At 36.7% G+C, this 22,667-nt stretch carries 34 protein-coding genes; 23 read left to right on the top strand and 11 right to left on the bottom strand.

Annotated features, from left to right (window positions below; all coding sequences use genetic code 11):
- Positions 1 to 26: 26 nt before the first annotated feature.
- The 12 genes from MLC35_RS06135 (at position 27) to MLC35_RS06080 (ending at position 5,300) form a co-directional block, all read left to right on the top strand.
- A complete protein-coding gene (locus MLC35_RS06135; protein WP_434636185.1) occupies positions 27 to 980 on the top strand; it encodes a COG2958 family protein in 954 nt (317 codons plus the stop codon).
- Between the two features lie 118 nt (positions 981 to 1,098).
- Positions 1,099 to 1,287 (top strand): hypothetical protein, encoded by a 189-nt coding sequence (locus MLC35_RS06130; protein ID WP_151900322.1) that lies wholly within the window; start codon positions 1,099 to 1,101, stop codon positions 1,285 to 1,287.
- Complete coding sequence (locus tag MLC35_RS06125) at positions 1,272 to 1,592, top strand: type II toxin-antitoxin system RelE/ParE family toxin (RefSeq protein WP_151900323.1); 321 nt, start codon at positions 1,272 to 1,274, stop codon at positions 1,590 to 1,592. The genes MLC35_RS06130 and MLC35_RS06125 overlap by 16 nt, the downstream gene beginning before the upstream one ends.
- A 105-nt stretch (positions 1,593 to 1,697) precedes the next feature.
- Positions 1,698 to 1,997 carry a type II toxin-antitoxin system HigB family toxin gene (locus MLC35_RS06120; RefSeq protein ID WP_434636182.1) on the top strand — a complete coding sequence of 100 codons (300 nt, stop codon included), beginning with the start codon at positions 1,698 to 1,700 and terminating at the stop codon, positions 1,995 to 1,997.
- Position 1,998: 1 nt separating this feature from the next.
- Complete coding sequence (locus MLC35_RS06115; protein WP_434636180.1) at positions 1,999 to 2,370, top strand: helix-turn-helix domain-containing protein; 372 nt, start codon at positions 1,999 to 2,001, stop codon at positions 2,368 to 2,370.
- Between the two features lie 138 nt (positions 2,371 to 2,508).
- Entirely contained in the window at positions 2,509 to 2,781 is a 273-nt protein-coding gene (locus MLC35_RS06110) for a BrnT family toxin (protein ID WP_151900326.1), read from the top strand.
- Positions 2,762 to 3,022 (top strand): type II toxin-antitoxin system BrnA family antitoxin, encoded by a 261-nt coding sequence (gene brnA / locus MLC35_RS06105; RefSeq protein WP_434636178.1) that lies wholly within the window; start codon positions 2,762 to 2,764, stop codon positions 3,020 to 3,022. Before MLC35_RS06110 ends, brnA begins: the two co-directional genes overlap by 20 nt.
- A 118-nt stretch (positions 3,023 to 3,140) precedes the next feature.
- A complete protein-coding gene (locus MLC35_RS06100; RefSeq protein ID WP_151900327.1) occupies positions 3,141 to 3,413 on the top strand; it encodes a type II toxin-antitoxin system Phd/YefM family antitoxin in 273 nt (90 codons plus the stop codon).
- Complete coding sequence (locus MLC35_RS06095; protein WP_434636176.1) at positions 3,410 to 3,766, top strand: type II toxin-antitoxin system RelE/ParE family toxin; 357 nt, start codon at positions 3,410 to 3,412, stop codon at positions 3,764 to 3,766. The genes MLC35_RS06100 and MLC35_RS06095 overlap by 4 nt, the downstream gene beginning before the upstream one ends.
- A 178-nt stretch (positions 3,767 to 3,944) precedes the next feature.
- Positions 3,945 to 4,190, top strand: coding sequence for a Rho-binding antiterminator (locus MLC35_RS06090; protein ID WP_434636172.1), 246 nt, complete (start codon positions 3,945 to 3,947; stop codon positions 4,188 to 4,190).
- 69 nt (positions 4,191 to 4,259) lie between these two features.
- Positions 4,260 to 4,703 (top strand): thioredoxin family protein, encoded by a 444-nt coding sequence (locus tag MLC35_RS06085; protein WP_346388758.1) that lies wholly within the window; start codon positions 4,260 to 4,262, stop codon positions 4,701 to 4,703.
- 276 nt (positions 4,704 to 4,979) lie between these two features.
- Entirely contained in the window at positions 4,980 to 5,300 is a 321-nt protein-coding gene (locus MLC35_RS06080) for a hypothetical protein (RefSeq protein ID WP_151900331.1), read from the top strand.
- A gap of 32 nt (positions 5,301 to 5,332) precedes the next feature.
- On the opposite strand, the gene MLC35_RS06075 is transcribed toward MLC35_RS06080, so the two are convergent.
- Genes MLC35_RS06075 through MLC35_RS06065 form a run of 3 tightly spaced genes read right to left on the bottom strand, consistent with a single transcriptional unit; the run spans position 5,333 to position 6,503 of the window.
- A complete protein-coding gene (locus MLC35_RS06075; RefSeq protein WP_434636167.1) occupies positions 5,333 to 5,710 on the bottom strand; it encodes a bacteriohemerythrin in 378 nt (125 codons plus the stop codon).
- 42 nt (positions 5,711 to 5,752) lie between these two features.
- Positions 5,753 to 6,040, bottom strand: coding sequence for a NifU family protein (locus MLC35_RS06070; RefSeq protein WP_151900333.1), 288 nt, complete (start codon positions 6,038 to 6,040; stop codon positions 5,753 to 5,755).
- A gap of 58 nt (positions 6,041 to 6,098) precedes the next feature.
- Positions 6,099 to 6,503, bottom strand: coding sequence for a hypothetical protein (locus tag MLC35_RS06065; RefSeq protein WP_151900334.1), 405 nt, complete (start codon positions 6,501 to 6,503; stop codon positions 6,099 to 6,101).
- A 96-nt stretch (positions 6,504 to 6,599) separates the two neighbouring features.
- Here MLC35_RS06065 and MLC35_RS06060 point away from each other — a divergent pair, with 96 nt between their 5' ends.
- The 3 genes from MLC35_RS06060 to MLC35_RS06050 all read left to right on the top strand — a co-directional run bounded on the left by MLC35_RS06060 (position 6,600) and on the right by MLC35_RS06050 (position 8,837).
- On the top strand, positions 6,600 to 7,073 hold the full coding sequence (locus tag MLC35_RS06060) for a hypothetical protein (protein ID WP_434636164.1): 474 nt from the start codon (positions 6,600 to 6,602) through the stop codon (positions 7,071 to 7,073).
- A gap of 69 nt (positions 7,074 to 7,142) precedes the next feature.
- The gene (locus MLC35_RS06055) at positions 7,143 to 7,706 is read left to right on the top strand and encodes a hypothetical protein (RefSeq protein WP_346388754.1); all 564 of its coding nucleotides are present in this window, start codon (positions 7,143 to 7,145) and stop codon (positions 7,704 to 7,706) included.
- A 114-nt stretch (positions 7,707 to 7,820) separates the two neighbouring features.
- Positions 7,821 to 8,837, top strand: a complete 1,017-nt coding sequence (locus tag MLC35_RS06050; RefSeq protein WP_346388753.1) for an NAD(P)-binding domain-containing protein — start codon at positions 7,821 to 7,823, stop codon at positions 8,835 to 8,837.
- A 25-nt stretch (positions 8,838 to 8,862) separates the two neighbouring features.
- On the opposite strand, the gene MLC35_RS06045 is transcribed toward MLC35_RS06050, so the two are convergent.
- The gene (locus MLC35_RS06045) at positions 8,863 to 9,222 is read right to left on the bottom strand and encodes a hypothetical protein (protein WP_151900338.1); all 360 of its coding nucleotides are present in this window, start codon (positions 9,220 to 9,222) and stop codon (positions 8,863 to 8,865) included.
- Positions 9,223 to 9,618 (bottom strand): group III truncated hemoglobin, encoded by a 396-nt coding sequence (locus tag MLC35_RS06040; RefSeq protein ID WP_151900339.1) that lies wholly within the window; start codon positions 9,616 to 9,618, stop codon positions 9,223 to 9,225.
- A 194-nt stretch (positions 9,619 to 9,812) separates the two neighbouring features.
- Between MLC35_RS06040 and MLC35_RS06035 the strand changes: the two genes are divergently transcribed.
- Positions 9,813 to 10,127, top strand: a complete 315-nt coding sequence (locus MLC35_RS06035) for a hypothetical protein (RefSeq protein WP_151900340.1) — start codon at positions 9,813 to 9,815, stop codon at positions 10,125 to 10,127.
- A gap of 167 nt (positions 10,128 to 10,294) precedes the next feature.
- Complete coding sequence (locus tag MLC35_RS06030; protein WP_434636161.1) at positions 10,295 to 13,009, top strand: AAA family ATPase; 2,715 nt, start codon at positions 10,295 to 10,297, stop codon at positions 13,007 to 13,009.
- Positions 13,010 to 13,011: 2 nt separating this feature from the next.
- On the opposite strand, the gene MLC35_RS06025 is transcribed toward MLC35_RS06030, so the two are convergent.
- Positions 13,012 to 13,413, bottom strand: a complete 402-nt coding sequence (locus MLC35_RS06025) for a bacteriohemerythrin (RefSeq protein ID WP_151900342.1) — start codon at positions 13,411 to 13,413, stop codon at positions 13,012 to 13,014.
- A 5-nt stretch (positions 13,414 to 13,418) separates the two neighbouring features.
- Complete coding sequence (locus MLC35_RS06020) at positions 13,419 to 13,793, bottom strand: hypothetical protein (RefSeq protein WP_151900343.1); 375 nt, start codon at positions 13,791 to 13,793, stop codon at positions 13,419 to 13,421.
- Positions 13,794 to 13,993: 200 nt separating this feature from the next.
- Between MLC35_RS06020 and MLC35_RS06015 the strand changes: the two genes are divergently transcribed.
- A complete protein-coding gene (locus MLC35_RS06015; RefSeq protein ID WP_188110064.1) occupies positions 13,994 to 14,197 on the top strand; it encodes a hypothetical protein in 204 nt (67 codons plus the stop codon).
- Positions 14,198 to 14,200: 3 nt separating this feature from the next.
- On the opposite strand, the gene MLC35_RS06010 is transcribed toward MLC35_RS06015, so the two are convergent.
- Together MLC35_RS06010 and MLC35_RS06005 are read right to left on the bottom strand one after the other, a co-directional pair.
- Positions 14,201 to 14,542 carry a group III truncated hemoglobin gene (locus MLC35_RS06010; protein ID WP_151900344.1) on the bottom strand — a complete coding sequence of 114 codons (342 nt, stop codon included), beginning with the start codon at positions 14,540 to 14,542 and terminating at the stop codon, positions 14,201 to 14,203.
- Between the two features lie 105 nt (positions 14,543 to 14,647).
- Complete coding sequence (locus MLC35_RS06005) at positions 14,648 to 15,712, bottom strand: ADP-ribosylglycohydrolase family protein (protein ID WP_346388750.1); 1,065 nt, start codon at positions 15,710 to 15,712, stop codon at positions 14,648 to 14,650.
- A 180-nt stretch (positions 15,713 to 15,892) separates the two neighbouring features.
- Between MLC35_RS06005 and amrS the strand changes: the two genes are divergently transcribed.
- Together amrS and amrB are read left to right on the top strand one after the other, a co-directional pair.
- A complete protein-coding gene (gene amrS / locus MLC35_RS06000; RefSeq protein WP_434636158.1) occupies positions 15,893 to 16,885 on the top strand; it encodes an AmmeMemoRadiSam system radical SAM enzyme in 993 nt (330 codons plus the stop codon).
- Positions 16,882 to 17,682 (top strand): AmmeMemoRadiSam system protein B, encoded by an 801-nt coding sequence (amrB, locus tag MLC35_RS05995; RefSeq protein WP_434636155.1) that lies wholly within the window; start codon positions 16,882 to 16,884, stop codon positions 17,680 to 17,682. Before amrS ends, amrB begins: the two co-directional genes overlap by 4 nt.
- A gap of 1 nt (position 17,683) precedes the next feature.
- Here the strand turns inward: amrB and MLC35_RS05990 are convergent, their stop codons facing one another.
- Positions 17,684 to 18,724 carry a polysaccharide deacetylase family protein gene (locus MLC35_RS05990; protein WP_434636152.1) on the bottom strand — a complete coding sequence of 347 codons (1,041 nt, stop codon included), beginning with the start codon at positions 18,722 to 18,724 and terminating at the stop codon, positions 17,684 to 17,686.
- A gap of 66 nt (positions 18,725 to 18,790) precedes the next feature.
- On the opposite strand from MLC35_RS05990, the gene MLC35_RS05985 reads away from it, so the two are divergent.
- Complete coding sequence (locus MLC35_RS05985; protein ID WP_151900349.1) at positions 18,791 to 19,381, top strand: hypothetical protein; 591 nt, start codon at positions 18,791 to 18,793, stop codon at positions 19,379 to 19,381.
- Here the strand turns inward: MLC35_RS05985 and MLC35_RS05980 are convergent.
- Complete coding sequence (locus MLC35_RS05980; protein ID WP_346388747.1) at positions 19,378 to 20,232, bottom strand: NAD(+)/NADH kinase; 855 nt, start codon at positions 20,230 to 20,232, stop codon at positions 19,378 to 19,380. The two genes, MLC35_RS05985 and MLC35_RS05980, sit on opposite strands and share 4 nt — an antisense overlap.
- A gap of 83 nt (positions 20,233 to 20,315) precedes the next feature.
- On the opposite strand from MLC35_RS05980, the gene aspS reads away from it, so the two are divergent.
- Together aspS and MLC35_RS05970 are read left to right on the top strand one after the other, a co-directional pair.
- A complete protein-coding gene (gene aspS / locus MLC35_RS05975) occupies positions 20,316 to 22,073 on the top strand; it encodes an aspartate--tRNA ligase (protein ID WP_434636148.1) in 1,758 nt (585 codons plus the stop codon).
- Between the two features lie 4 nt (positions 22,074 to 22,077).
- Entirely contained in the window at positions 22,078 to 22,656 is a 579-nt protein-coding gene (locus tag MLC35_RS05970; protein WP_434636145.1) for an adenylate kinase, read from the top strand.
- Positions 22,657 to 22,667: the final 11 nt, after the last annotated feature.

Genomic DNA, 22,667 nt, shown 5'->3' with positions numbered 1-22,667 from the left:
CCGTTAGCAATACAAAAAGGGAAAATATGTCTAAACTATCTCAAGCAAAAAAAATTGTTAAACTTTTAGAAGAAAATCCTAATGAGAGATTGAGTGCAAGAGAAATTGCTGAAAAAATTGTTTCAATGTATCCAGAAGATTATGAAGAAAAGAAAAATAATCCAAGATTTAAAGATGAAAAATCGTTTATATCTCAGATTGTAGCAGAGATAGGCTCTCAAAAAGATCAACTTATAAAAAGTAGTGAACATATTTTTTGGCAAGATAAACCTCGTCCAAGAGTTTATTGGTATGATCCAGATAAAAAAAGAGGAGATATGCCACACATTGATATTGAAAATGATGATGAAGAAAATGATAAATACACACCTATAACTTCTATAACTAATAAGTCATCTTTATCAGAGCATGATTTGTACCCTCTTTTAATAAATTACTTAGATTCTGAACATAAATTATTCTGTATGAGAATAGATGAAAAAAAATCAAAAAATCAGCGTGGTTCTGGAGGTAATACTTGGCTACATCCAGATATTGTTGCTATGCAAGCGGTTGATAAAGAGTGGAATGAATTAGTTAGGACTTGTGTAAAAAATGGTGATGGGCAGAGTGTAAGATTATGGTCATTTGAGGTTAAAATAACACTAAACAGTTCAAATGTTAGAAAGAGCTTTTTTCAAGCAGTAAGTAATTCAAGCTGGGCTAATGAAGGTTATTTGGTTGCTACATCAATATCCGATAATAAAGTAGAACAAGAACTTCGTATGCTTTCAGCTTTGCATGGGATTGGAGTTATTTTACTTAATCCTGAAAATCCATCAGAAAGTGAAATTCTTTTACCTGCTAAGTCTCGTCCTGAAATTGACTGGCAATCAGTAAACAGAATATTGATAGAAAACAGCGATTTTAAAGATTATATAGAACTTGTGTCTACATATTATCAAACTGGAAGAATTAGAAAAAAAGACTGGAACAAGTAGCACATTGCTAACAAATCATTGGAGAGAAATATTTGACCCTGTGGCTCAAATATTTCTCAACGCCCCCGTTATACTAAAAAAGAAGATATGTTATAATACAAACAAAAAAGGAGAGTACATGGTAGCCGTAAAACAAGAAGCACAAGAGATGATTCAAAATCTTCCTGACAACTGTACTTATGAAGATATTCAGTATCACCTTTATGTTGTAGAAAAAATTAAAAATGGCATTAGTCGTGCTGAGAATGGTGAAGTTTCATCGCATCAAGATGCAAAACAAAGAATGGATAAATGGCTTTCACACTAGAGTGGTCAGAAGAAGCTCTTGAGGATATTGAGTCAATTGCAACTTACATAGAAAAAGATTCCCCAACCTATGCTAAATCTGTAGTTTCAAAGTTTTTTGAAAAAGCAGAGATATTACAAGGATTTTCAGAACTAGGGCGAAAAGTTCCTGAATTTAATGACACAAAAATTCGAGAAATTTTTGTTTATAGTTATAGACTTATCTATAAATTGAATGGAGATAGTATTTTGTTTGTGGCAGTAGTTCATGGAAAAAGACTTCTTGAAAATCATCAACAAAGTATAACAAAACAGAGTAGCCAATAAATACCTAGCGGAAATTTATCGGCTATCTTCGACCGTTAGCATCCTCAAAAATTTCATCTTACATAATTTAAGTTCTATAAATGGGAACTATGTTATAATTCGTCTATGAGAATAATTTCAAAGAAAAAACTAAAAGATTTTTACGAGCAGCCAAAATACACAGATTCTAAAAATCCTTTAGAAGCTTGGCATAAAGAAGTTCTAAAACTTGATTGGAATAATCCAAATGAAGTAAAAGAGATGTATCGAAATGCCAGTATTATTGAAAATGAAAAAGTTGTTTTCAATATTGCTGGAAATAAGTATAGATTGATAGTTTCAATAAACTATTATGCAAAAATTGTTTTTGTAAAATTTATTGGAACACATAAACAATACGATAAAGTTAAAACGGAGGATTTATAAGATGAATATTAAACCAATCAAAAATGAGCAAAACTATAATGACACACTTCAAAAAATTGAAGCTTTAATGGGTGCCACACCAAATACACCAGAAATGGATGAGTTAGAGGTGTTAACAACTTTAGTAGAGGCTTACGAAGAACAACACTATAAAATCGATGCACCTGACCCAATAGAAGCTATTAAGTTTAGAATGGAGCAAGAAGGCTTAAAACAAAAAGACTTAGTTTCTATTGTTGGAAGTAAATCTAGAGTATCTGAAATTTTAAATAAAAAAAGAAAACTCACTATTGAGATGATAAGAAATTTACATAAGCAGTTGCACATACCAGTAGAAAGTCTTTTTTTAGACTACAAGACTAACTGTGCTTAAATGCTAACAAAACAAAGCTGAGTCCTAAACGTGCCACTCAGCTTCGCCGTTAACTCTCCACAAAAACTTTCAAGACTTGACAAACATGGTATAATTAAAGTATACTTTTTATACTTAAAATACAAAAAAAGGATTTATGTGAAATTTGAGTATGATGATACGAAAAGTCAAATCAATAAAGAGAAACATGGCATAGATTTTGTAGAAGCTCAAAAGCTTTGGCAAGATGAGGATGCACTTGTTGTTCCTGCTAACATTGTTGATAATGAAATTCGCTATGCACTCATCTCAAAAATACTCACAAAATGTTTTGTTGTAATATTTACTATAAGAGAAGACACAAATAGAATTATTAGTGTTCGAAGATGTAGGAAAAATGAGGAGAAGAATTATGAAAACAATAACTGCTAAAGAGTTTGATGAGAAGTTTGATAATGGTGAAGACATAAGTGAATATCTTGATTTTTCACAAGCTACCAGACCTAATGCTCTTAAAACAGATACAAAAAAAGTTAATGTAGATTTCCCACAATGGGTTATAGACTCTTTAGACAAAGAAGCAAAAAAGATAGGTGTAACTAGACAGTCTATCATTAAAGTTTGGATTGCTGAAAGGCTTAAAGAAGAAACTAGGCACTTACAAATAAGTTAACAAAACAGAGTAGCCAATAAATTACCTAACGGAAACTCATTGGCTATCTTCAACCGTTAGTATAGCACTTGCATATTAAGTCTTAATTTGGTACAATAAAAAGACTGAAGGAGATTTTATGCAAATTGTTGAAGATATAAAACCTATTACATATTTAAAAAGTAGAGCGGCTGACGTTCTCAAACATATTAACGAAACACACCGACCAATGATTATTACTCAAAATGGCGAAGCGAAAGCTGTAATTTGCGATCCAAAAAGTTATGAAGATATGCGAAATGCCATCTCAATACTTAAACTTCTTTCATTTGCTGAGGAAGATATAAAAGAGGGAAATCTTCACTCAGAAGAAGATGTGTTTAAATCTGTTGAGGAACTTCTTAATAGATGAATAAAACATATAAAGTTCAATGGACTTCAAATGCGAAAGAAGACCTCTTAAATATTGTTGAATATATGAAAGAAAATTCTCCTAGTATTGCAAAAGAAATTTATCAAAAAATAAAAACTAAAGCTAACTCTAGTAACTTTTTTCCATTAAGAGGCAGAGTTGTACCTGAACTTCAAAAAGAAGGCATTACAATGTATCGAGAACTTATTGCTTCCCCTTGGCGGATTATGTATAAAGTTGATAGTGATACTATTTATATAATGGCTATTTTTGATTCACGGCAAAATGTAGAAGAGTTACTGCTACAAAAACTGATAAGAAGTTCAATACTAACAAAAAAGAGTAACCAATAAATTACCTGGCAGAAATTTATCGGCTATCTTCGACCGTTACAAAAACCAACATTATACCTATTTATAGAGAGCTGATTGTGCAGCATTGGAGGATTATGTATAAAATTGAAAATGACACTGTTTATATTATGGCTATTGTTGATTCAAGACAAAATGTTGAAGAGTTGTTGTTACAAAAATGATTAGCTGTCAACAATACGACTATATTGAAATAGCATGTATGTACCACTACCCTGTTAAATTAACCATGAAATCAGGTTCTGTTTTTGAAGGAAAAGCACTTGATACAGCCCGTAACGAAAATCATCAGGAATGTATCAAAATAAAAACCGAAAATCATGAAGTATTGGTTCTACTTGATGAAATCAACACACTTGAAACTGCCATAAAAAATCCATATTTTAAGATTATTTCCTTCGTTTAAAACTTAAGTGTTTCTTATTTAAGTTTTAATATAATCAAAACAAAAAGATATGATAAAAGAAGGCAAATTGTGGAAATTATTAAAATAGTATGTTCAGAGTGCAACACTCTTAACAGTAGCAAAGGTGAATCCAAAGAAGAAACCGTTATCTGTAAACAATGCCACTCAGAACTCGACAATCCTTTTGTTGTTGAAGTAGATGATGAAAACTGCATGCTGCACATCAAAGAAAACAGTATTGCGGTATTGGTTGATTTTTATTCTACTGCCTGTGGTCCGTGTATGGCAATGTATGAAGACTATGAAGATGCGGCACTTGGTTTTGGATCAACAGTAAGGTTTTTAAAAATAAATGCCGACAAACATCAAAAAGCAGCAAAAGAGTATGGAGTGGGTGCGCTTCCAACCATTATTGCCTTCAAAGAAGGAGAAGAAGTCGGCCGTATCAGCCAACAGCTCTCTCAGGTTGAGCTTAGTCTTTGGGCACAAGACCTAGAAACATTATACCTGTGAGCTTTATGCTTATGTATTAATTTCTCAAGATAAAGAAGTGCCGGATGTCATTTTAGAGTGTGTCAGTAAACTTGTAAAGGAGCTTAAAAGTCTCGATACTGCCACTTTTGAAAGAATAGTAAACAATCCTTTCTCTCAAGAAGCAAGAGACTTGGCCCGATGGTGGGAAATGTATCAGACTTATATTCCCGTTAGCTAAAAAATTATAAGTGTTTTTAATTTTAAGTGCAATCAAAAAGTACAAAGGTACACTGTCAATTTTAAAAAGGATACAAATTGACAGCAAATAAAAAATATGAAGTCATTACATATGAAGAAAATATAGTTTTTAATTTTACGCTTCCAGAAGATGGAAAAGAAAACCAGTTAAGCAAAGAAGTTATTTTAGTCTGGGATGATGTTTTAGAAAAGTTTTTAGAGACATTTACACAGGAAAAATCTTATACCATTCATTCATTTAAGAATGCAAGAGAAAAAAACAGGTTTATCGAAAATATTGAAAAGGTAACCGAAGAAATTATAGACCAGATAGATGAAGATATAAGCCAAAAGATGAAATTTGGATTTGACTACACTTCTCCAACCTACGAAGATTAAAAACAGCCGGTTGATGCCGCTGTTTTAAAGTATTAAGAATTAGTTGATTGAAAATACTCTGCCATCAGCGCATCCATCGTTTTAACATGATCTAGCATCCAAGATTCTAAATTCCCCTTTATGTAAGCCATAATCGCATTCGTATCTCTTTTTTCTTCAAAATACTTAATGATATGCGCAAGCTCGCTTAAATGTCTGTCATGTTCTGCTTTATGTGAGTTATATGATGGAAATTTTGTTTCCTGCATCATACTTTCTTCTTCTGAAAAATGTATGGAAGTATGTGCAAGAAGCTCCTTGAGCGTTGCAAGCGTTGATTCTATATCATTGCTGCCTGCAGCTGCCTCAAGTTTGTTTATAAGAAGACTTTCCTCCAGGTGTGCGTCATTCATGCTCGGTATTGCTACCATCGAAAGTTCTTCTTGTACAATCAATTTTTTTCCTTTTGTATGCTAAACTGCATATACTCTGATATTGTCGGTTTCGAGTTGACCGTTTAAAATTCTCTGAATGGAAGTCAGTGTTCCTCCTGAACTTGCACAAGATCCGCAGGCCCCGACATATGAGATATAAATATCAGTCAGACCGTTTGTCTCTTTAAGATCTATAAAATCCAGATCCCCGCCATCTGCATGTAAGAATTCTCTGATTTTTTCATCTATAATTTTATCTACAGCATTAATCTTTTGGATGACACTCATGTTGTCAAAGTCCACTTTTTCCGTTGTTGTTTCGCTCATTATTGTCTCCTTTTTGTGATTATAATACCATTGGATACTTAATAAAAAATAAAAAAAATCAGTTGGTTTTTTTCCCGTTTATCATATGGGTTACGGAAACTTTATCGTTCACAGACTTGATTATAACTTCTGCAAAGTCACCCATTTCATACTTTCTCAGTGTAATTGTTCGCGTCATTTCGCCTGCAGTGTCCTTGACAACTTTAAATCCCTCTTCTTTAAAGTGAAGAATACACTCATCAGCATTTGAATAGGCGGAAGATTCTTTTTTTTCTTCATTGTATGGCTTCACCCTGATTTTACCACCACTTTCATCATATGAGATTTTCAATCCTACAGAGGGTATGTTACTTTTCTCTACCCATTGGGTAGTGTCAAACTCTTTTGTCTCACCGTCAGACAACATAAGCAATCCCTTGCCATCATTACTGTTAAACTGAAATATCATTCCTGTCATGCTCATTTTTCATCCTTGTGTATTTACTGAATTTTAACCTCTTTAGGCTTAAGACAAGAAAGGGTAAGATTCAACTTATAAAACATACCAAAGGAGAGTACTATGCTCATGGCAAATCTGCAGGATGATATCAGTGATGTCGAACTGAAACAAAGATGGCGGCTCTACTGGATAACTACAATCTTTGAATTTTCAAATCTCAAACTCCAGGAAATGGCATGGGTCTACCCCCAAACAGCCAAATGGCCCGATGATGAAGTATGGTCTTCTTCCTTTGATGAATGCATAAGTGCCTATTTTGACATATTAGCACTCGACGATGCTTACGAAAAAGCTGTCCTGCATGCAAATGTTTCCAAACAAGAGGCTGATCATGCAAAAAAGTTTCATCAACTTGCAGCCTTTTATATGGAACCGGATGAAAATCCTCAGGAGATACTGCAGGATGAAGAATGGCTCCGGGTTGTCAGTGCAGCAAAAGAATTCTGGGAGTATTTGAAAAAGAATGTCACATCACAAAGAGAGACAGACTTGATGAATAACTTAGAAAAAAAGTTTCCGTTTTCTTTTGACTAAGCATTTAAGAGACATATAGCTACAATTCACGAAACCAAAAACCATATTATTATGAAGGTAACAGCAAAAATGATAACACAAGAAGAATTAGAATCGATACAAAGCAGTGACGAGAGTGTTCGCAGAGCACTGGCAAACAACCCGGAGACATCCACAGAAGCACTGGATAAATTAAGTGAAGATGAAAACCAGTTTGTACGCGCAAGAGTTGCTGCACATATCAATACTTCACCTGAAACATTAGACAAACTAAGCAAAGACGAAAGTCCGTTTGTTCGTGAATTTGTTGCAGAACACCCAAATACAAAAGTCGAAACGCTCATAGCCCTAAGCAAAGACAGAGAAGTTGTGTCTTGGGTAGCCGGCAATGCAAACACCCCTGTTGATATTTTGGATACGCTCAGTAATGATGAGGATGTATTTGTCAAAATTTCTATTGCAGTGAACCCAAGCACAACACCTGAAATCTTAAATAAACTAAGCAAAGACGAAGATGAAAATGTTCGGGCAGCGGTTGCGAAAAATCCGATTGCGCCGCTTGATATACTTGAAAGGTTAAGCAGTGACGAGCATGAGGATGTACGCAAAATTGTTTCCGAACACCCCTCTAGAGCAGATCAAACCGGTATATAAACAGAGAAATTTTAAAAACATATTAAAAAAATAACATAAACAGATATTAACAAGAGTATTTTCCTGAAATTTACTATACTACGGCCTGAATTTTACGACAAAAAGGGGAAATAAATGGCGCAAAATAATCCAAAGACAGTAGACCTGGCAATAATAGGTGCAGGTCCTGGAGGAATGGCAGCTGCTATAGAAGCAAAACTGGCCGGTATCGAAAATGTTATGGTTATAGACAAGGCACCGCATCATAATGATATGATTCATAAGTTTTACAAAAAAGGCAAAAGAGTAGATAAAGACTGGATGGGAATCAAGTTTGAATTTACTGGCAATGTTACTTTTGAAGAGTGTTCAAAAGAAGATTATATTCAACAAATGAATGATAAGTTAAGTGAAGCCGGCGTATTGGACAAATTTGAATACAACCATGAAATAATTAGAATTGAAAAAGAGGAAGATGGACTTTTTTCAATTGTTTATGCTACAGACGGCATAGCCGAAGCTCTTGAAAATATGAAAGCAAAAAATGTTATTCTTTCTGTTGGCCGCATGGGTAAACCCAACAAACCAAAATACAAATTTCCCAAAGAACTCAAAAGTGTACTTAACTTCAACCTTTCCAAAGTTCAAAACGGTGAACATGTAATGATAGTCGGTGGTGGAGATACCGCCGGTGAGTATGCCTATGGTTTAATTGAAATGGAAGGTATGGAAGACTGTGTTGTAACACTCAATTACAGACAGGCTGAAATAAAAAGAATGAATCCGACCAATACAGAAATGTGCATGAAGTACCTTAACAATGGCAAACTTATCAATAAACTCGGTGTAGATGTTGCAAGTGTTGAACCCGGTACAGAAAGAGCAATCAAAGTAAACTTTACAGATGGAACTACCGGTGAATATGACAGAGCAGTCTATGCACTTGGCGGTACTACTCCAAAAGACATCCTTGTAAATTCAGGTGTTAAAACAGGGGAATGGGATGTTCCGGTGTATGATGAAAAAACTTTTGAGACAAATGTAAAAGGTCTTTATACTATTGGTGATGTTGTTACGGATCAGGGAAGTATTGCACTTGCATTCAATCATGCAAGTGATGCTGTCAAAGACATTGCTTCAAAGTTAAAATAGAGTTTATCTATTTTAACTTCGTTGTTTAAGATTTAGATTTATAAGTTGTGTTTACATTATCAATAAATGATTTTGTAAACATTCCTACGCGAGGCTCATCCTCATAATGATAGGCAGCAAATCCGAAAAAATCTTCTGGCGTAATGTCATACTCTATCATTTTGTTTATTGCACCTGTCATATCATTGCTAAAAAACAGTTCTGCAATCTCTTCACCCTGATTTGCACTGTTTTGAGTGTCAGTCGGCCTGTAGCATTTTTGTTTGAGCATTTGTTCTTCAAGTTCGTCAAGTCTGTCGCCCTCTTCTACAGTGGCTGTACCTGTTTTAAGAATTTGCATAACCAGTTGCTGCATTTCTTCTAATATTTTTGCTTGTTCACTCATCTACTCTTCCTCTTCTTCATCTATATCTAAATTGTCAATAAACTGTTCGGCTAAAATATCTGCTTTTTTGTAAAACCTTTGAGCAATTTCAGGAGTAAACATAGTATCAACAACATTTTTAAAAAGCATCAGCCAGCGTTCAAATGTTTCTCTGTACATCTGCCCCAAAAATGCATGCGGAGGGAAGGGATCACCCTTGTAACCAATTTCTGCATTCATCATCAGTAGCCAAAACCCAATTAATGTATTTAAATGTTCATGCCATTTTCCACTCTTCAAATCACTTCCCAGCGCTTTTGTAAAATAAGGGCTTAAAATATCATCTTTGAGTACATCAGCATAAAACCGATGTACCATCTCTTCTACCTTAGCTCTGTCTACGGTATCATAAAGCATATACTCTCCTAATTTTTAATCATAAAAGTATAGCTAAATTTTATCCCAAATGATAATGATAATCTTTTTGCAGTCTTAAATAAAATAATTAATCTAATTCTTATATTTTCAGTTTGTTTTATTTTACTACCATGCTATCTGTTATAATATAAAAATTGGCTACAGAGCTGATACAAATTACGAGGAGTGTTATTATGGTAGAAGAACAAGTAGAAAAATTAAAAAAAGTGGTGGAACTTGTTGATAAGGTTCAGGTTAATCCTGATGTGACTGTCGACTATTTTATTCCTGGTGTTTTGGTTACAGAAAACGTCAAAGGACATGATGAAGCAAAGGGCCCGTATATTCAATTTACGTATGCTGTAAACGGTACTGATTCACATATACAGATTGTACCTTTAACGCTCAATGACCTTGAAAAAACTCCTGAGGATCTGGCAAACTATATTACGTTTTCTCTAGAAACGTTTATGGCTGAAATGGACTCCCGCCAATTTGGTGCACAGTAAAAACCTCTCTGCGACCCAGTGATTTAAAGCTATTTGAGCCTCTTTTGGCCCATAGCTTTAATTTGCCTTTCTCTTTTACCCACTGCCTTTTATCTTATGTTTAGGCTCAACAACAATTCAGTAATATACACAAATTAAAAAATATTATATCAAAAAAAGATGAGAATATGCCAAATTTAAAAGAGTTAGCCCAAGCAGCTATGGACAAAGAAGAAAAGAACAAACCGAGTTTAGCAGAACTGGCACAGGCAGCAGTAGAAAAACATGAAAAAATCATTGAAGACAACTATGCAAAAAAATTGGCGCAGGCAGACAAAGAACCAGTTGCTCAAGCAGTCAACAATATAGAGCTTGCAAGAACTTTAAAAGAAAAACTTTCAAAAGAACTTTTTGGACAGGAACAGGCTATAAATACTGTTGTCAACAGTATGAAAAATGATATCAGTGAAAATAAAAAAGCCCCGAAAGCTACATACCTCTTTTTGGGTTCTCCTGCAACCGGAAAAACTTTTTTGGCTGAGCTTATGAGTGAACATCTGCCAAAATATAAAATCATGAAGTTTGATATGACACAGTACCATCAACAAAATGGTGGTGAACTCTATGGCTATCCTGCCGGATGGAAAGGCTACGGTGTCGGTCAGCTGACAGGCTTTGTACACAGAAATCCCAAAGCGATTATAGTGCTTGATGCTTTTGAAAAATGTGACAACATAATTCAGAGTAATCTTCTAGGTATATTTGAAGGCGGTCAGTTACGTGACGGCTGTGGATGGGACAAGGTTACAGATGCTCCCTGCAGTGAAGATCCAGACATTATATACAATGAAGAAAACGCCAACTATATGGTTGATTTTACACAGGCAATTTTTATCATTACGACCAGTCTCGGAAAAGAGCTTTATCTTGACAACCGTTTTAAAGACCTTGTAAAACAGGATTATATTCAGGCTGAATCTATGATTCTTGAAGCCATTAGACGTGAAAGAAAAAGGGACAGCAGAAGCGGTGGCTGGCAGGAAGCAATTTTGCCGGAACTGGTTTCCAGGTTTTCGCAGGCGAATATCTGTCTTTTTAACAAACTGAACTACGATGCCTATGCGAATATTGCAAAAAAAGTATTTTTACAATATAAAGACGGATTCAAAGAAAAATACAACATTGAATTTTCAGTTGAAGAGAACTTCGATGATTTTTTAAAAATACAAATACTGAACTTTGCTCCGGAGCTGGATGCAAGACGTATAAAAGACAAAGTCAGCACCACTTTTTTTGACAGAATTACCGCATACATAATGGACTCAGGCATACAAACCGGTGAGTTTGTTAAAATTAAAGTCTCCCTCTCAAAAAGTTCCCTCAATTATCTCAACGAAACAGTCAATCCTCTTATAGAAGATGAAACACTGGTAAAAGAACTTTTCAGAAAAAACATTACACTTGATGTAGAAGACAGTATTACCAGCAAGCGGGGCGTTATAAGCTATAAGATTTTCAATATTAGATTTAAACAGGTCACAAAAATCAAAGACTTCAGTGAGGACGGATTGGTTTTTGACATACCAGATGTCTCTTTTGACGATATAGCAGGACATTATAAAGCAAAACAGAGACTGCAGGAGGTCATTAACTTTTTTAAAGAACCTAAGCTTTTAGAGAGTTTTGATGTTGCACCGCCAAAAGGTATGCTTCTTTACGGACCGCCGGGAACAGGAAAGACAATGCTGGCAAAAGCTTTTGCCAAAGAAGCCGAGTTGCCTTTTATTGCTATAACCGGGCTTGAACTACTTGACCCTGTAAAAACAAAACAGGTTTTCAGCAAAGCAAAAGAGTATGCACCTGCGATTGTCTTTATAGATGAAATAGATACCATTGGCAAACGCGGCGGAGAAAACGGAAAAGAGGTTCCAATAAACAAGCTTCTCTCCGAAATAGATGGTTTTTCCGATACAAAAGGTGAAAATATTTTTGTTATAGCGGCAACCAACTATAAAGAAAACATTGACAGTGCAATCATCAGACCCGGTCGTATTGAAATTCACATTGAGGTAAACAATCTTGACAAAGATGCCAGAGAGTATTTTTTAAATAAAATCATACAAAACAAACCTTCAAGCGGTTCTTTTGATATGAGCAGACTGCTTATGCACACTGCAGGATTCACCGGTTCACAACTTGAATTGTTAAGCAAAGAAGCCTCATTTTACTGCTTAAGACATGGCTTGCCTGCTATAACACAGGAAATTTTGGTTGAACAAATCAATGCTATTAAGTATGGCGAAAAACAGACCTATCTCTCTGCGGAACAGATATTTGAAGAGACAGCTATTTATGAAGCAGGCCGTGCTGTTGCATCCAAGATACTGATGCCTCATATCCATATAGAACATATAAGTTTGACGCCTCGGGACAACAATGAGCATTTTATTTCTCATGATTATAATGAAATTCAGGACAATATGACCGTAAAAGATTTTAAAAACAGAATATTGGTCTCCCTGGCAGGCAGGACTTCACAGATTAAGCGTTTTGGCAGCAGTGACGGAATGAATTCCGGTGCGTTAAATGATTTACAACAGGCTACACATGATGCCTATAAGGCAATAGCACATTATGGAATGGACAAAGAAGTCGGCTACATTAATATCAACGGAATTATGGATGCACAAAAAGGAAGCAGTGTCAGTAAAGATACAGAGCACTACCATACAAAAATCGACAAAGCACTTGAAAGATGGATGAATGAGGGTGAAGAAAATATTAAAAACTTTATTGATGAACACTGGAATGTTATCGAAAAGCTCGCATCTCTTCTTCTTGAAAAAGAGATTATTTATGAGGATGAGCTCGATACAATTATAGGTCTATCTCTGAAAAAATAAGACTACATTGCATGTCCCAAATGCAAGGCCATCTCCGAATCCCATTTGGATACATGTAAAACCAGCCACTTTTTGAAATCAGTTTCTAAAAAATCCTGCAGTTCAAGGGGGCTTTTCAAAACAAGCCATCTTTCAAAAAACTTTGCAATCTTTTCTCTCATTGTATCATGGTCATTCTTGTGAACTTGGTAATTGGTATAATTATTTTGTTTCATCATCTCTTCTTCTGTCTGAAAATGGTCTTCAACATCAAACAAAACAACTTTAAAAAGCTCATCAATTTTTTCTATATCTTTTGCCACGACTGCATCATAAAAACTGTTAATAATCTCAATTTCCTCGTCATGAAGCATATTAATCACTTCATTGCTTACCTGTTGTACCTCATGCGGTTTAATCAGCATATTTTTTATCTCCTTTTACTTGCCATAATACGTTCAAGCATCGAATCAAGCTTTCCGGTTGAGCGTATTTCGATGACTGATGTCACTACTCCGTGCAGGGCAACATAAATTAAATATTGTGCAAGCTCTTTTGCCCCGCTTTCTTGCGCTTTTTCCTCAAGTATCTCTTTTTGCAGTTTATTTACACTGAATCCAAGTTCAACTGCAGGCTCTTCTGTAGACAAGCCTGCATCCGAGATACTGAAAGTCTGTGCTCTGAGCGCTACAACTTTTAAATATGCACGAACATCATCAAAACCATTCTCCTGTGCTCTTAAATCTATTGTCTCTTTTTGCGCAGGTGTCACTTTAAAGTATATAGCAGTTTTTTCATCTGTCAAAATTTATTTCCTTCTTCTTTTAAGGAAATATTATATAATTCTTTTCCTTAGCTGGCACAAAAAATAAGAAAGTAAATCCTGAGTACTGCCCTCTTTTTAGCCCTCTGCATGTAATATTATTCTATGAAACTTAATGATATGATTTTACAAACACCCTACCTTTTACTCGACAGTGATTTTTACAGCTTTATGATATAGCAATGCTCAAAGCCAACCCAAAATATGTTTTAAAAAACTATATGCTGCAAGAGGCGATACTCCTTGCCCAAAAAGGTGATTTTTCAATGGTACAGACACTTTTGCACATTGCAAGAAAACCTTATGATGAATTACCTGAATTTGAGCATTTTACACAGGAAACACCCGAAGAGTACAAGAACATCGGACTTTCATGTTCATCATAGATTCTAAATCTTGAGTTTATTATTTATAAACTGTTGCGAAAACAGAGTTCCTTTTTTCTTAAAAACTTCGGCAATCTCAGACACATAGACTTCATCAACACTTAAAGAGAAAAGTTCCAACCATCTGTCAAAACTTTCTCTGCTGATTTGGGGAAGTTTAATATGTGCACCTATGAAGTTTCCTTTATAGGTTTTTTGACCAAGCATCTTGGCCAACCAAAAATCAGCCAAAAGATCAATATGCTCAACCCACTCTTCACTTTGCATATCATCTCCGAGTTCATGGATAAAATAAGGTCCCAGTATTGTATCTTCTATGGCTTTTTCATAAAACAAAGTCATCATAACTGTAAGGTTTTTTCTGGTAATTTCGCTCTGAGGTTCTATTACTCATCCTTTTTCTGGAATTTTTAAGCGAAAGTATAGCAAAATTCATAATATAACTGAATTTTATACCTCTTTTAAAAGAGGCAGTGTCTCTAAAAGTTTTTCACAATATTCCCATTGATCAAGAGTTTCCCTCCATTGAGAATTAATTGCATCTACGCCAAAGTATGCACCAAGTACCATGCCTATGGCAATTGCCCGTGAAGCGTTGTCTCCGCCAACCATAGCATTCGCAGCCAGAGCCTCGTTAAGTCCGTTCTTGTTTTCAGCATATTTAAGTATAAAATAGACCGAACCCGGTAAAGTTCCCTGTGTGGGAGATGCTTTTCCTACTTTAATAGGCTCACTTCTTCCCACATCCCAGAGTTTTGCCATAGATGTCAGTGCCAGATCATCACAGAACTTCTCTTTTGAGAGTTCGCTGTTTTCATCTGTTGCTTCTTTGTGTTTTACTATGGCCTGCGCCACCTTGTTTTCTATAAAGCCGCCCATCTGTACTGCCACTGTTTCAATGGCATCACGCGGAGTTGAACCGTTAATGACACGATATGTAACTCTGGCAAAAAATTCACCTCCCTCAAGTGCTTCGGGATGACGATGTGTAAACATAGCCTGGCGTGCAACACGGGCAAGTGTTTCTTCATTGTCATAATAGGCATGGGCTGCTACATGACGGATGGCTGTGGCGTTGGAGCCTCCACCCAAACGCTCAACAGGCACACCTTGTTTCACCTGCGCATAGGTCTCTTTTGTCATCGTACAAATCCATGAGCCCCATCCGTTTTCCAAACGATTCATCCAGTGTGGCAGTAATGAAGCGACATCAAATTCTCTTGGCGGATTAGCCGTAGCTGCCAGATGTTCTAAAATGACTATATTGTAATCGCCATAGTCAGTAGTTCCGCCTGCTTTTTTTCCGGGGTGATAATTACGTTCTCCCCACCCTATTCCATGTGTCTGTCCGCCCATCATTTCACCCGGACTCATAAATTTTTCTATCGATTTATTTCCGTATGCTTTGTAGATTTTCTGTGCGTCATACTCATAATGCGAACCCAGACACAAAGCATCGCCCGCCAGTGCACCGAAAAAGGCACCTTTTATCGAAGATTTCTTGTTTTTTAACATATTTTTTCCTTTTACAACTATTATACCACTGCGACTTTGACCCAAAGAAGTTGAAATGCATACTCAAAAATAGTTCAAATATTCTTAAGAAAAAAATATTTGACTTTTTATAATAATTTTGCTAAGATATCCCTTAGTTGAGTCTTCCTGTATAAAGAAGATTAACTCAAGGAGACTAATATGAATTATTATGAAACAATACCGGAAAAAGAAAAAATTAAATGTATATTATGCCAACACTATTGCCAAATGAAAGAGGGGCAGGTGGGTGTGTGCGGTGTCAATAAAAATGAAAACGGAGCACTTAAAACACTTGTTTACGGGCATCCGAGTGCACTGAATGTTGATCCTGTCGAGAAAAAACCGCTCTACCATCTCTTACCGGGGACTACAGCCCTCTCTTTTGGGACAGTCGGCTGTAATTTCAAATGCCCGTTCTGCCAGAACTGGCAGATTTCACAAGAGCATACAGTCGATGAAAGCGTCTATATTTCTCCCGAAAAGATGGTTGATCTGGCTTTGGAGAACGGTGCTTCTTCCATTGCCTACACCTACAATGAACCGACTATATTTTACCCGTATGCCAAAGATATCGGCGTCATTGCAAGGCAAAAAGGACTGAAAAATATTTTTGTCACAAACGGATTTGAAACCCCGGAAGTTGTCAAAGATATGGCCTCGTGGCTTGATGCTGCCAATGTAGACCTTAAAAGCTGGGACGATGCCTATTACAAAAAAGTATTAAAAGGCGGACTTGAAGCGGTCAAAGAGACACTCAAAGGTATGGTCAAAGAAGGTATCTGGGTGGAAGTGACGACACTTTTAATAGAAGGCGATAATGACAGTGATGAAGATTTAGAAGCAATGGCATCATTTATAGCCAATGAGCTCGGCGTACATGTGCCCTGGCATTTGAGTGCCTTTCATCCTGATTACAAAATGCAGGATCACGAATATACAAAACTGCAAACCCTGCAGCGTGCCAGTGATATAGCAAAAAAAGCAGGTTTATTGTATGTTTATATGGGAAATGTTCCCGTCCACGGCGATACCTACTGTCCGGATTGCGGGACTTTGCTTATAGACAGAACAGGCTATGCAGTCACAAAGAATTCTCTTGTTGAGGGACATTGTCCAAAATGCGGACGAGCTATAGAAGGAGTATGGAAATGAGTACAAGAAAAGACGCGGTTGCGGGACAGTTCTATCCCGCAAGCAAAAAAGAGATACAAAAAATGTTCGCTCATTACAATAAAATAATAGATGAGTCCATAAAAGACGAGTCAGTCCTTGAATTAAAGCCAAGAGCTGTTATTGTGCCGCATGCAGGCTATGTTTATTCTGCATTTACGGCAAATATCGCCTTTAGATTACTAAAAAATTCTCATGCAAAACGTGTGGTGGTGATTGGGCCGAGTCACCGTGTTTATTTAAACGGTACAAGTGTTGCGGAATATGACAGTTATGAAACACCGCTTGGAAACCTGCCTATAGATAAAAAACTTGCAGATGAATTGATAGAGAAATTCGGCTTACATTTTCAGTCGGACGCTCATGCAGAACACTCAACAGAAGTACAGATGCCCTTTGTAAAAAACTATCTGCCGGAAGCTTCTGTTGTGGAACTTGTCTATGGAAATGAAAATCCGTCCAATTTGGCAAAAGTTATTGAATATTTGTTAGAGGATGAAGATACTGTTGTTGTTATTAGTACGGATCTGAGCCATTATTATGACATTGAAAAAGCAAAAACTCTTGATACCGTTTGCCTTGATGCCGTAGCCAATCTCAATCCTGCTGAGTTACATCAGGGCTGTGAAGCCTGCGGGATTATAGGCGTAGAAGCGATGCTGATAGCAGCAATACAAAACGGTCTGAAACCGACACTGCTTGATTACAGAACCAGTGCAGATGCAAGCGGAGACAAGTCACAGGTAGTCGGTTATATGAGTGCCGCATTTACAAAGTAGACTATTTTTCTTTTAAAATAACCCACAAATGACTGTACCAGTACCAGGCATCTCCTTTTGCATGGGCGGTACATGTATAATGATTTCTCGGATAGAGCAAAGGTGATTTTGACTGTACTTTTACACTGTTTGTATCAAGCCACTGCATCGCTATTTTTTCTCCCTCAGCCGTATAACACTGTAAATCCTGAAGCGGTTTTTTAAGAGTGAGGGTCAAAACAGGCGGATTGTTTGAAACATCAACAAGCGTATCTTCATTTGAAACGCTCAACAAAGGCAGAGGCAGTGTATTTATTTTCAATACAAACTGCTTCATCTCTCCAAAACCTCCCGACATCGGAAATCTTGTCAAAGCCATGAAATTACTTGCATCTGAAATTGGACCAGAATTTTGCGCTACACCGATATAGCCTAAACTTTTGACCAACTGCATCAGTTGTTCGTCATACTCGCCAAAAGGATATGTCAGTATTTTCGGGTCAGTGCAGACTTTATCGCCAAGCTCTTTTTCTATTTTCACTTCACACATTTTTATCTCTTTGGTAACATGTTTTTTATAGTTTTTTGGATCTTTTATGCCATCGCGCACTAAAAACTGATGGGAATAGGTGTGGTTTGCATACTCTGCACCGTATTTTCCCATCTCACGCATTTCATCCCAGGTCAAATAATGAACAGACTCATGCACAACAGGAACAGAATTGACAAATACAGTAAAAGGAAATTTGTATTTTTTAAGCAAAGGATAGGCTTTTGTATAGACACTGCGATATCCGTCATCTATAGTAATTGAAACCGTTTTATCCGGAAGTTCTTTTTTTTCAATTAAATATTTTACTGTTTTAGAAAACGGCCAGACAGTATAGTTGTTGTCTGCCAGGTATTGCATCTGTTGTGTAAATAGTTCCATAGATATACTCGTAGAGGGGTATCTGTTTTCATCAAACCGATGGTACTGCAAAACAACAGCATGGTTTTGGTGTGCCAAAAGAGAGCTTTGCAAAAGAAATACAGCAAGTAAATAGTGTGTCAATGTTTTCATGCTCTTATTATATCTTTATTTGATTTAGATAAAATTAGCATATTATTTTTAAAGGCAGATTTTTATATGAACAATTATACAAAAAAACTTCTCTATCTTCTTCTGACATTTATAACACTGATTGCCGGCTATGCCTATCTGCGTTATGCATATAAAGTGACAGACAGTACTCCTTTTACTCAGGAGATTGTCCTCATCATTCTTGGTACCATTGCAACAGTTTTTATCACCGCGCTCCTGCTGAACAAGCAGACAGAAGTTGAAATAGAAAAAGAACAAAACATCAAGTTTCTTGATTTAAAAGCGGCAACCTACGAAAGACTTTTGGACTTGATGGAGAGCATGTCAGAACAGTCTCTTCTGACGGACAAAGAGATAACAAAACTGCGATTTGTGACACACAGACTTGCTATTTTTGCCTCACCTGCCGTTTTGAACGAATACAATAACTTTCTCAAAGTCATTTCCATACTTTCCAAAGACGGGACACTCAGCAACGATGACCAACAGTTAGGAGAAGCACTCGGCAAACTTACCATACAAATAAGATTTGATCTGCTCAATGAAAATCCTCATCAAAAGAGCTATACAGCAGAACAGATAAAAAGAATGATTAAAAAGAATTCTGACAGTTCCTCGAGTATCAATATAGACTAGTCACCCCAATGCAGCTTTTCTTTTAACACATCAAAATAGTTGAATTCGTCTCTGTGAATGAGCTTGACTCTTTTTTTGGCCAGTTTTATATGTATGCTCTGCCCTATTTCCAATTCATGCTTGTCCTGTCCGTCTATGATAAGCAATGCTTTGTCTTTTGGTGTTTTCATCTCTATGGAGAATTTCCCCGGTAAGACCACAGGTCTTTGTGTCAAAGAATGCGGACATATTGGAGTCAGGGCAAAAACATTTGTCAGAGGAAACAAAACGGGACCTCCTGCTGAAAGATTGTATGCGGTTGAGCCTGTCGGAGTAGCCACTATCACACCGTCACCATAATAGGTATTGAATGCTTTTGAATCGACCAGGGTCTCTACATGTATCATATTTGAAACGGAAGCCCGTGTGATAACAATGTCATTAAAAGCATAAAGGACAACTTCTTTGTTGTTTTGTATAAACTGGGCTTCCAAAATAGATCTTTCATCCACTCTGTAGTTGCCTGCAACCAGATTGGCAACAAACTCTTCTAATTCGTTGAGGTTGATATCTGCCAAAAATCCGAGAGAGCCGGCATAAATGCCAAATATCGGCACATCATACCGAAAAGAGCGTCTGACAGTCGATATAAGTGTTCCGTCTCCTCCAAGCGTTACAAGAATATCGGAGTTTTCACACAGATATTCAAATTCCATCCCCATTACACCTATCATGCCCCCGCTGATACTGTCTATAATTACTTCTATGTTATGTTTGTTAAAAATTTTTTCAAGCTTAAAATAGCTCTCTTTGAGTTCAGGAGTGGACGGTCGTAAAACAACACCGACTTTTTTAATTGTATTTGTTTTCAAAATTGCTCATTTGTGTAATAATTTTGTTAATTATACTATATTTAGGTATAATCGCGAAAATTATTTATATAGGACTCTATATTTTGAGAACTCATTACTGTACAGATTTAAATGAAACAAATGTTGGAGAAGATGTCGTTCTTACCGGCTGGGCGAATAATTATCGTGACCATGGTGGAATTATTTTCATAGATTTGCGTGATAAAACAGGACTTATTCAGCTTACGTGTGACCCTGAAGACTCCGAAGAAGCGCATAAAGTTGCAAACAATGTCCGTGATGAATATGTTTTAATAGTCAAAGGAACCGTTCGTCTTCGCGGAGAAGGTTTGACAAATCCCCGTTTGAAAACCGGCGCTATTGAAATTATTGTAAAAGAACTGATTATAGAAAACAAATCTGCTCCTACTCCTTTTGTCATTGGCGATAAAAATGTCGGTGAAGAGACAAGATTGAAATATCGTTACCTGGAACTTCGTGATCCTGATATGTATGAAGTTTTTCGCCTGCGTTCAAAAGCAGCGATTGCGGCAAGAAATATTTTGGATAAAAACGGATTTTTGGAAGTTGAAACACCGATTTTGACAAAATCGACTCCTGAAGGCGCCAGAGATTATTTGGTACCGTCTCGTGTGCACAATGGTGAGTTTTATGCCCTGCCACAGTCACCACAGCTTTTCAAACAGCTCTTGATGGTTGGCGGATTTGACAGATACTTTCAAATCGCAAAATGTTTCCGTGATGAAGACTTGCGGGCAGACCGTCAGCCTGAATTTACGCAGATAGATGTTGAGATGAGTTTTTGTAATCAAGAAGATGTTATGAAAATAGCCGAAGATCTGCTTGTGGCAATGTTTGATGCCTGTGGTGTTGAAATCAAGCCTCCTTTTAACCGTATTACATATAAAGACGCTATGGAATTATACGGCTCTGACAAACCGGATTTGCGTTATGACCTTAAAATGGTAGATGTCATTGACATTTTTGAACGATGTGATAATGAAATATTTACAAATATTGCAAAAAAACCACATGTTAACCGTATTAAAGCGCTCAAAGTTCCAGGTGCTGATCTGATATTTTCAAAACGTGAAATGAAATCTTTTGAAGAGTATGTACGTAAGTTTGGCGCACATGGTCTTGGATATTTCCAGATGAAAGAAGACGGGCTTAAAGGTCCTCTGACCAAGTTTTTCTCTGAAGCAGACATAGCGCTTATCATTGAAAGAACCGAACTTGAAGTCGGTGATGTTGTTTTCTTTGGTGCAGGTGACAAAAAAACGGTATGGGATTACATGGGAAGATTCAGAAATTTCATTGCCGAGCATGAAAAAATGAATCTGATAGACGAAAATGCTTTTGAATTTGTATGGGTTGTCGATTTTCCGATGTTTGAAGTTGAAGACGGTCGCGTAAAAGCGCTGCACCATCCGTTTACCATGCCAAAAGACACAGACAAAGATGATGTAGAAGAGATAGAGTCTATCGCTTATGACATCGTTTTAAACGGTACAGAACTTGGTGGCGGATCTATTCGTATACACAAAGAAGAGATACAGGAAGAGGTCTTTAAACTGCTTGGAATCGAAGAAGAAGAGGCGCAGGAAAAATTCGGCTTCCTGCTTGATGCTCTTAAATTCGGTGCACCTCCACACGGTGGTTTTGCTTTAGGATTTGACAGACTCATTATGCTTTTAACGAAAAAAACAAGCATTCGTGATGTTATTGCATTCCCTAAAACACAAAAAGCGTCCTGTTTGTTAACTAAAGCACCAAGTCCTGTTGACAATGCACAACTGCGTGACTTACACATACGCCTGCGTGAACAAACAAAGGCATAATATTATGTCGCACACAAAAAAACTCTTTCTTATTATCGGAGCTCCAGGCTCCGGTAAAACTACAGATGCTGAGCTCATAGCACAACACAACCCTGATATCACACACTACTCTACCGGTGATATGCTGCGAGCCGAAGTTGCCAGTGAGAGTGAACGGGGCAAAGAGATACACAGATATATCTCAAAAGGCGAAATTGTTCCTATAGATATCGTTATAGAGACAATCATCAATGCTATAAAATCTTCTCCGACTGACATTATTATCATCGACGGCTATCCAAGAAGTGTAGAGCAGATGCTTGCACTTGATACCTACCTGCAAAAGCATAAAGATATTGAACTTTCCAGTGTTATTGAGGTAGAGGTAAGCGAGGAGACAGCCAGGCAAAGAGTGCTTGGACGCGCCAGAGGTGAAGATGATAACAATGAAGTCTTTAACAACCGTATGAAAATCTATATGGAACCTTTAGGGCAGATTAAAGATTTTTATACGCAAAAAGGCATTTTAAAAGTCATTTCCGGTGAGCGAAGTATTGAAGAGATAGTTCACGACATGGAAAGCTTTATTCAATCAAAAATCTAAAGGCCTCAACG

Source organism: Sulfurimonas sp. NW7, assembly GCF_051132265.1.
In the GTDB taxonomy this organism is placed as follows: Bacteria; Campylobacterota; Campylobacteria; order Campylobacterales; family Sulfurimonadaceae; genus Sulfurimonas; species Sulfurimonas hydrogeniphila.
This window is presented reverse-complemented; position numbering and strand designations above follow the sequence as displayed.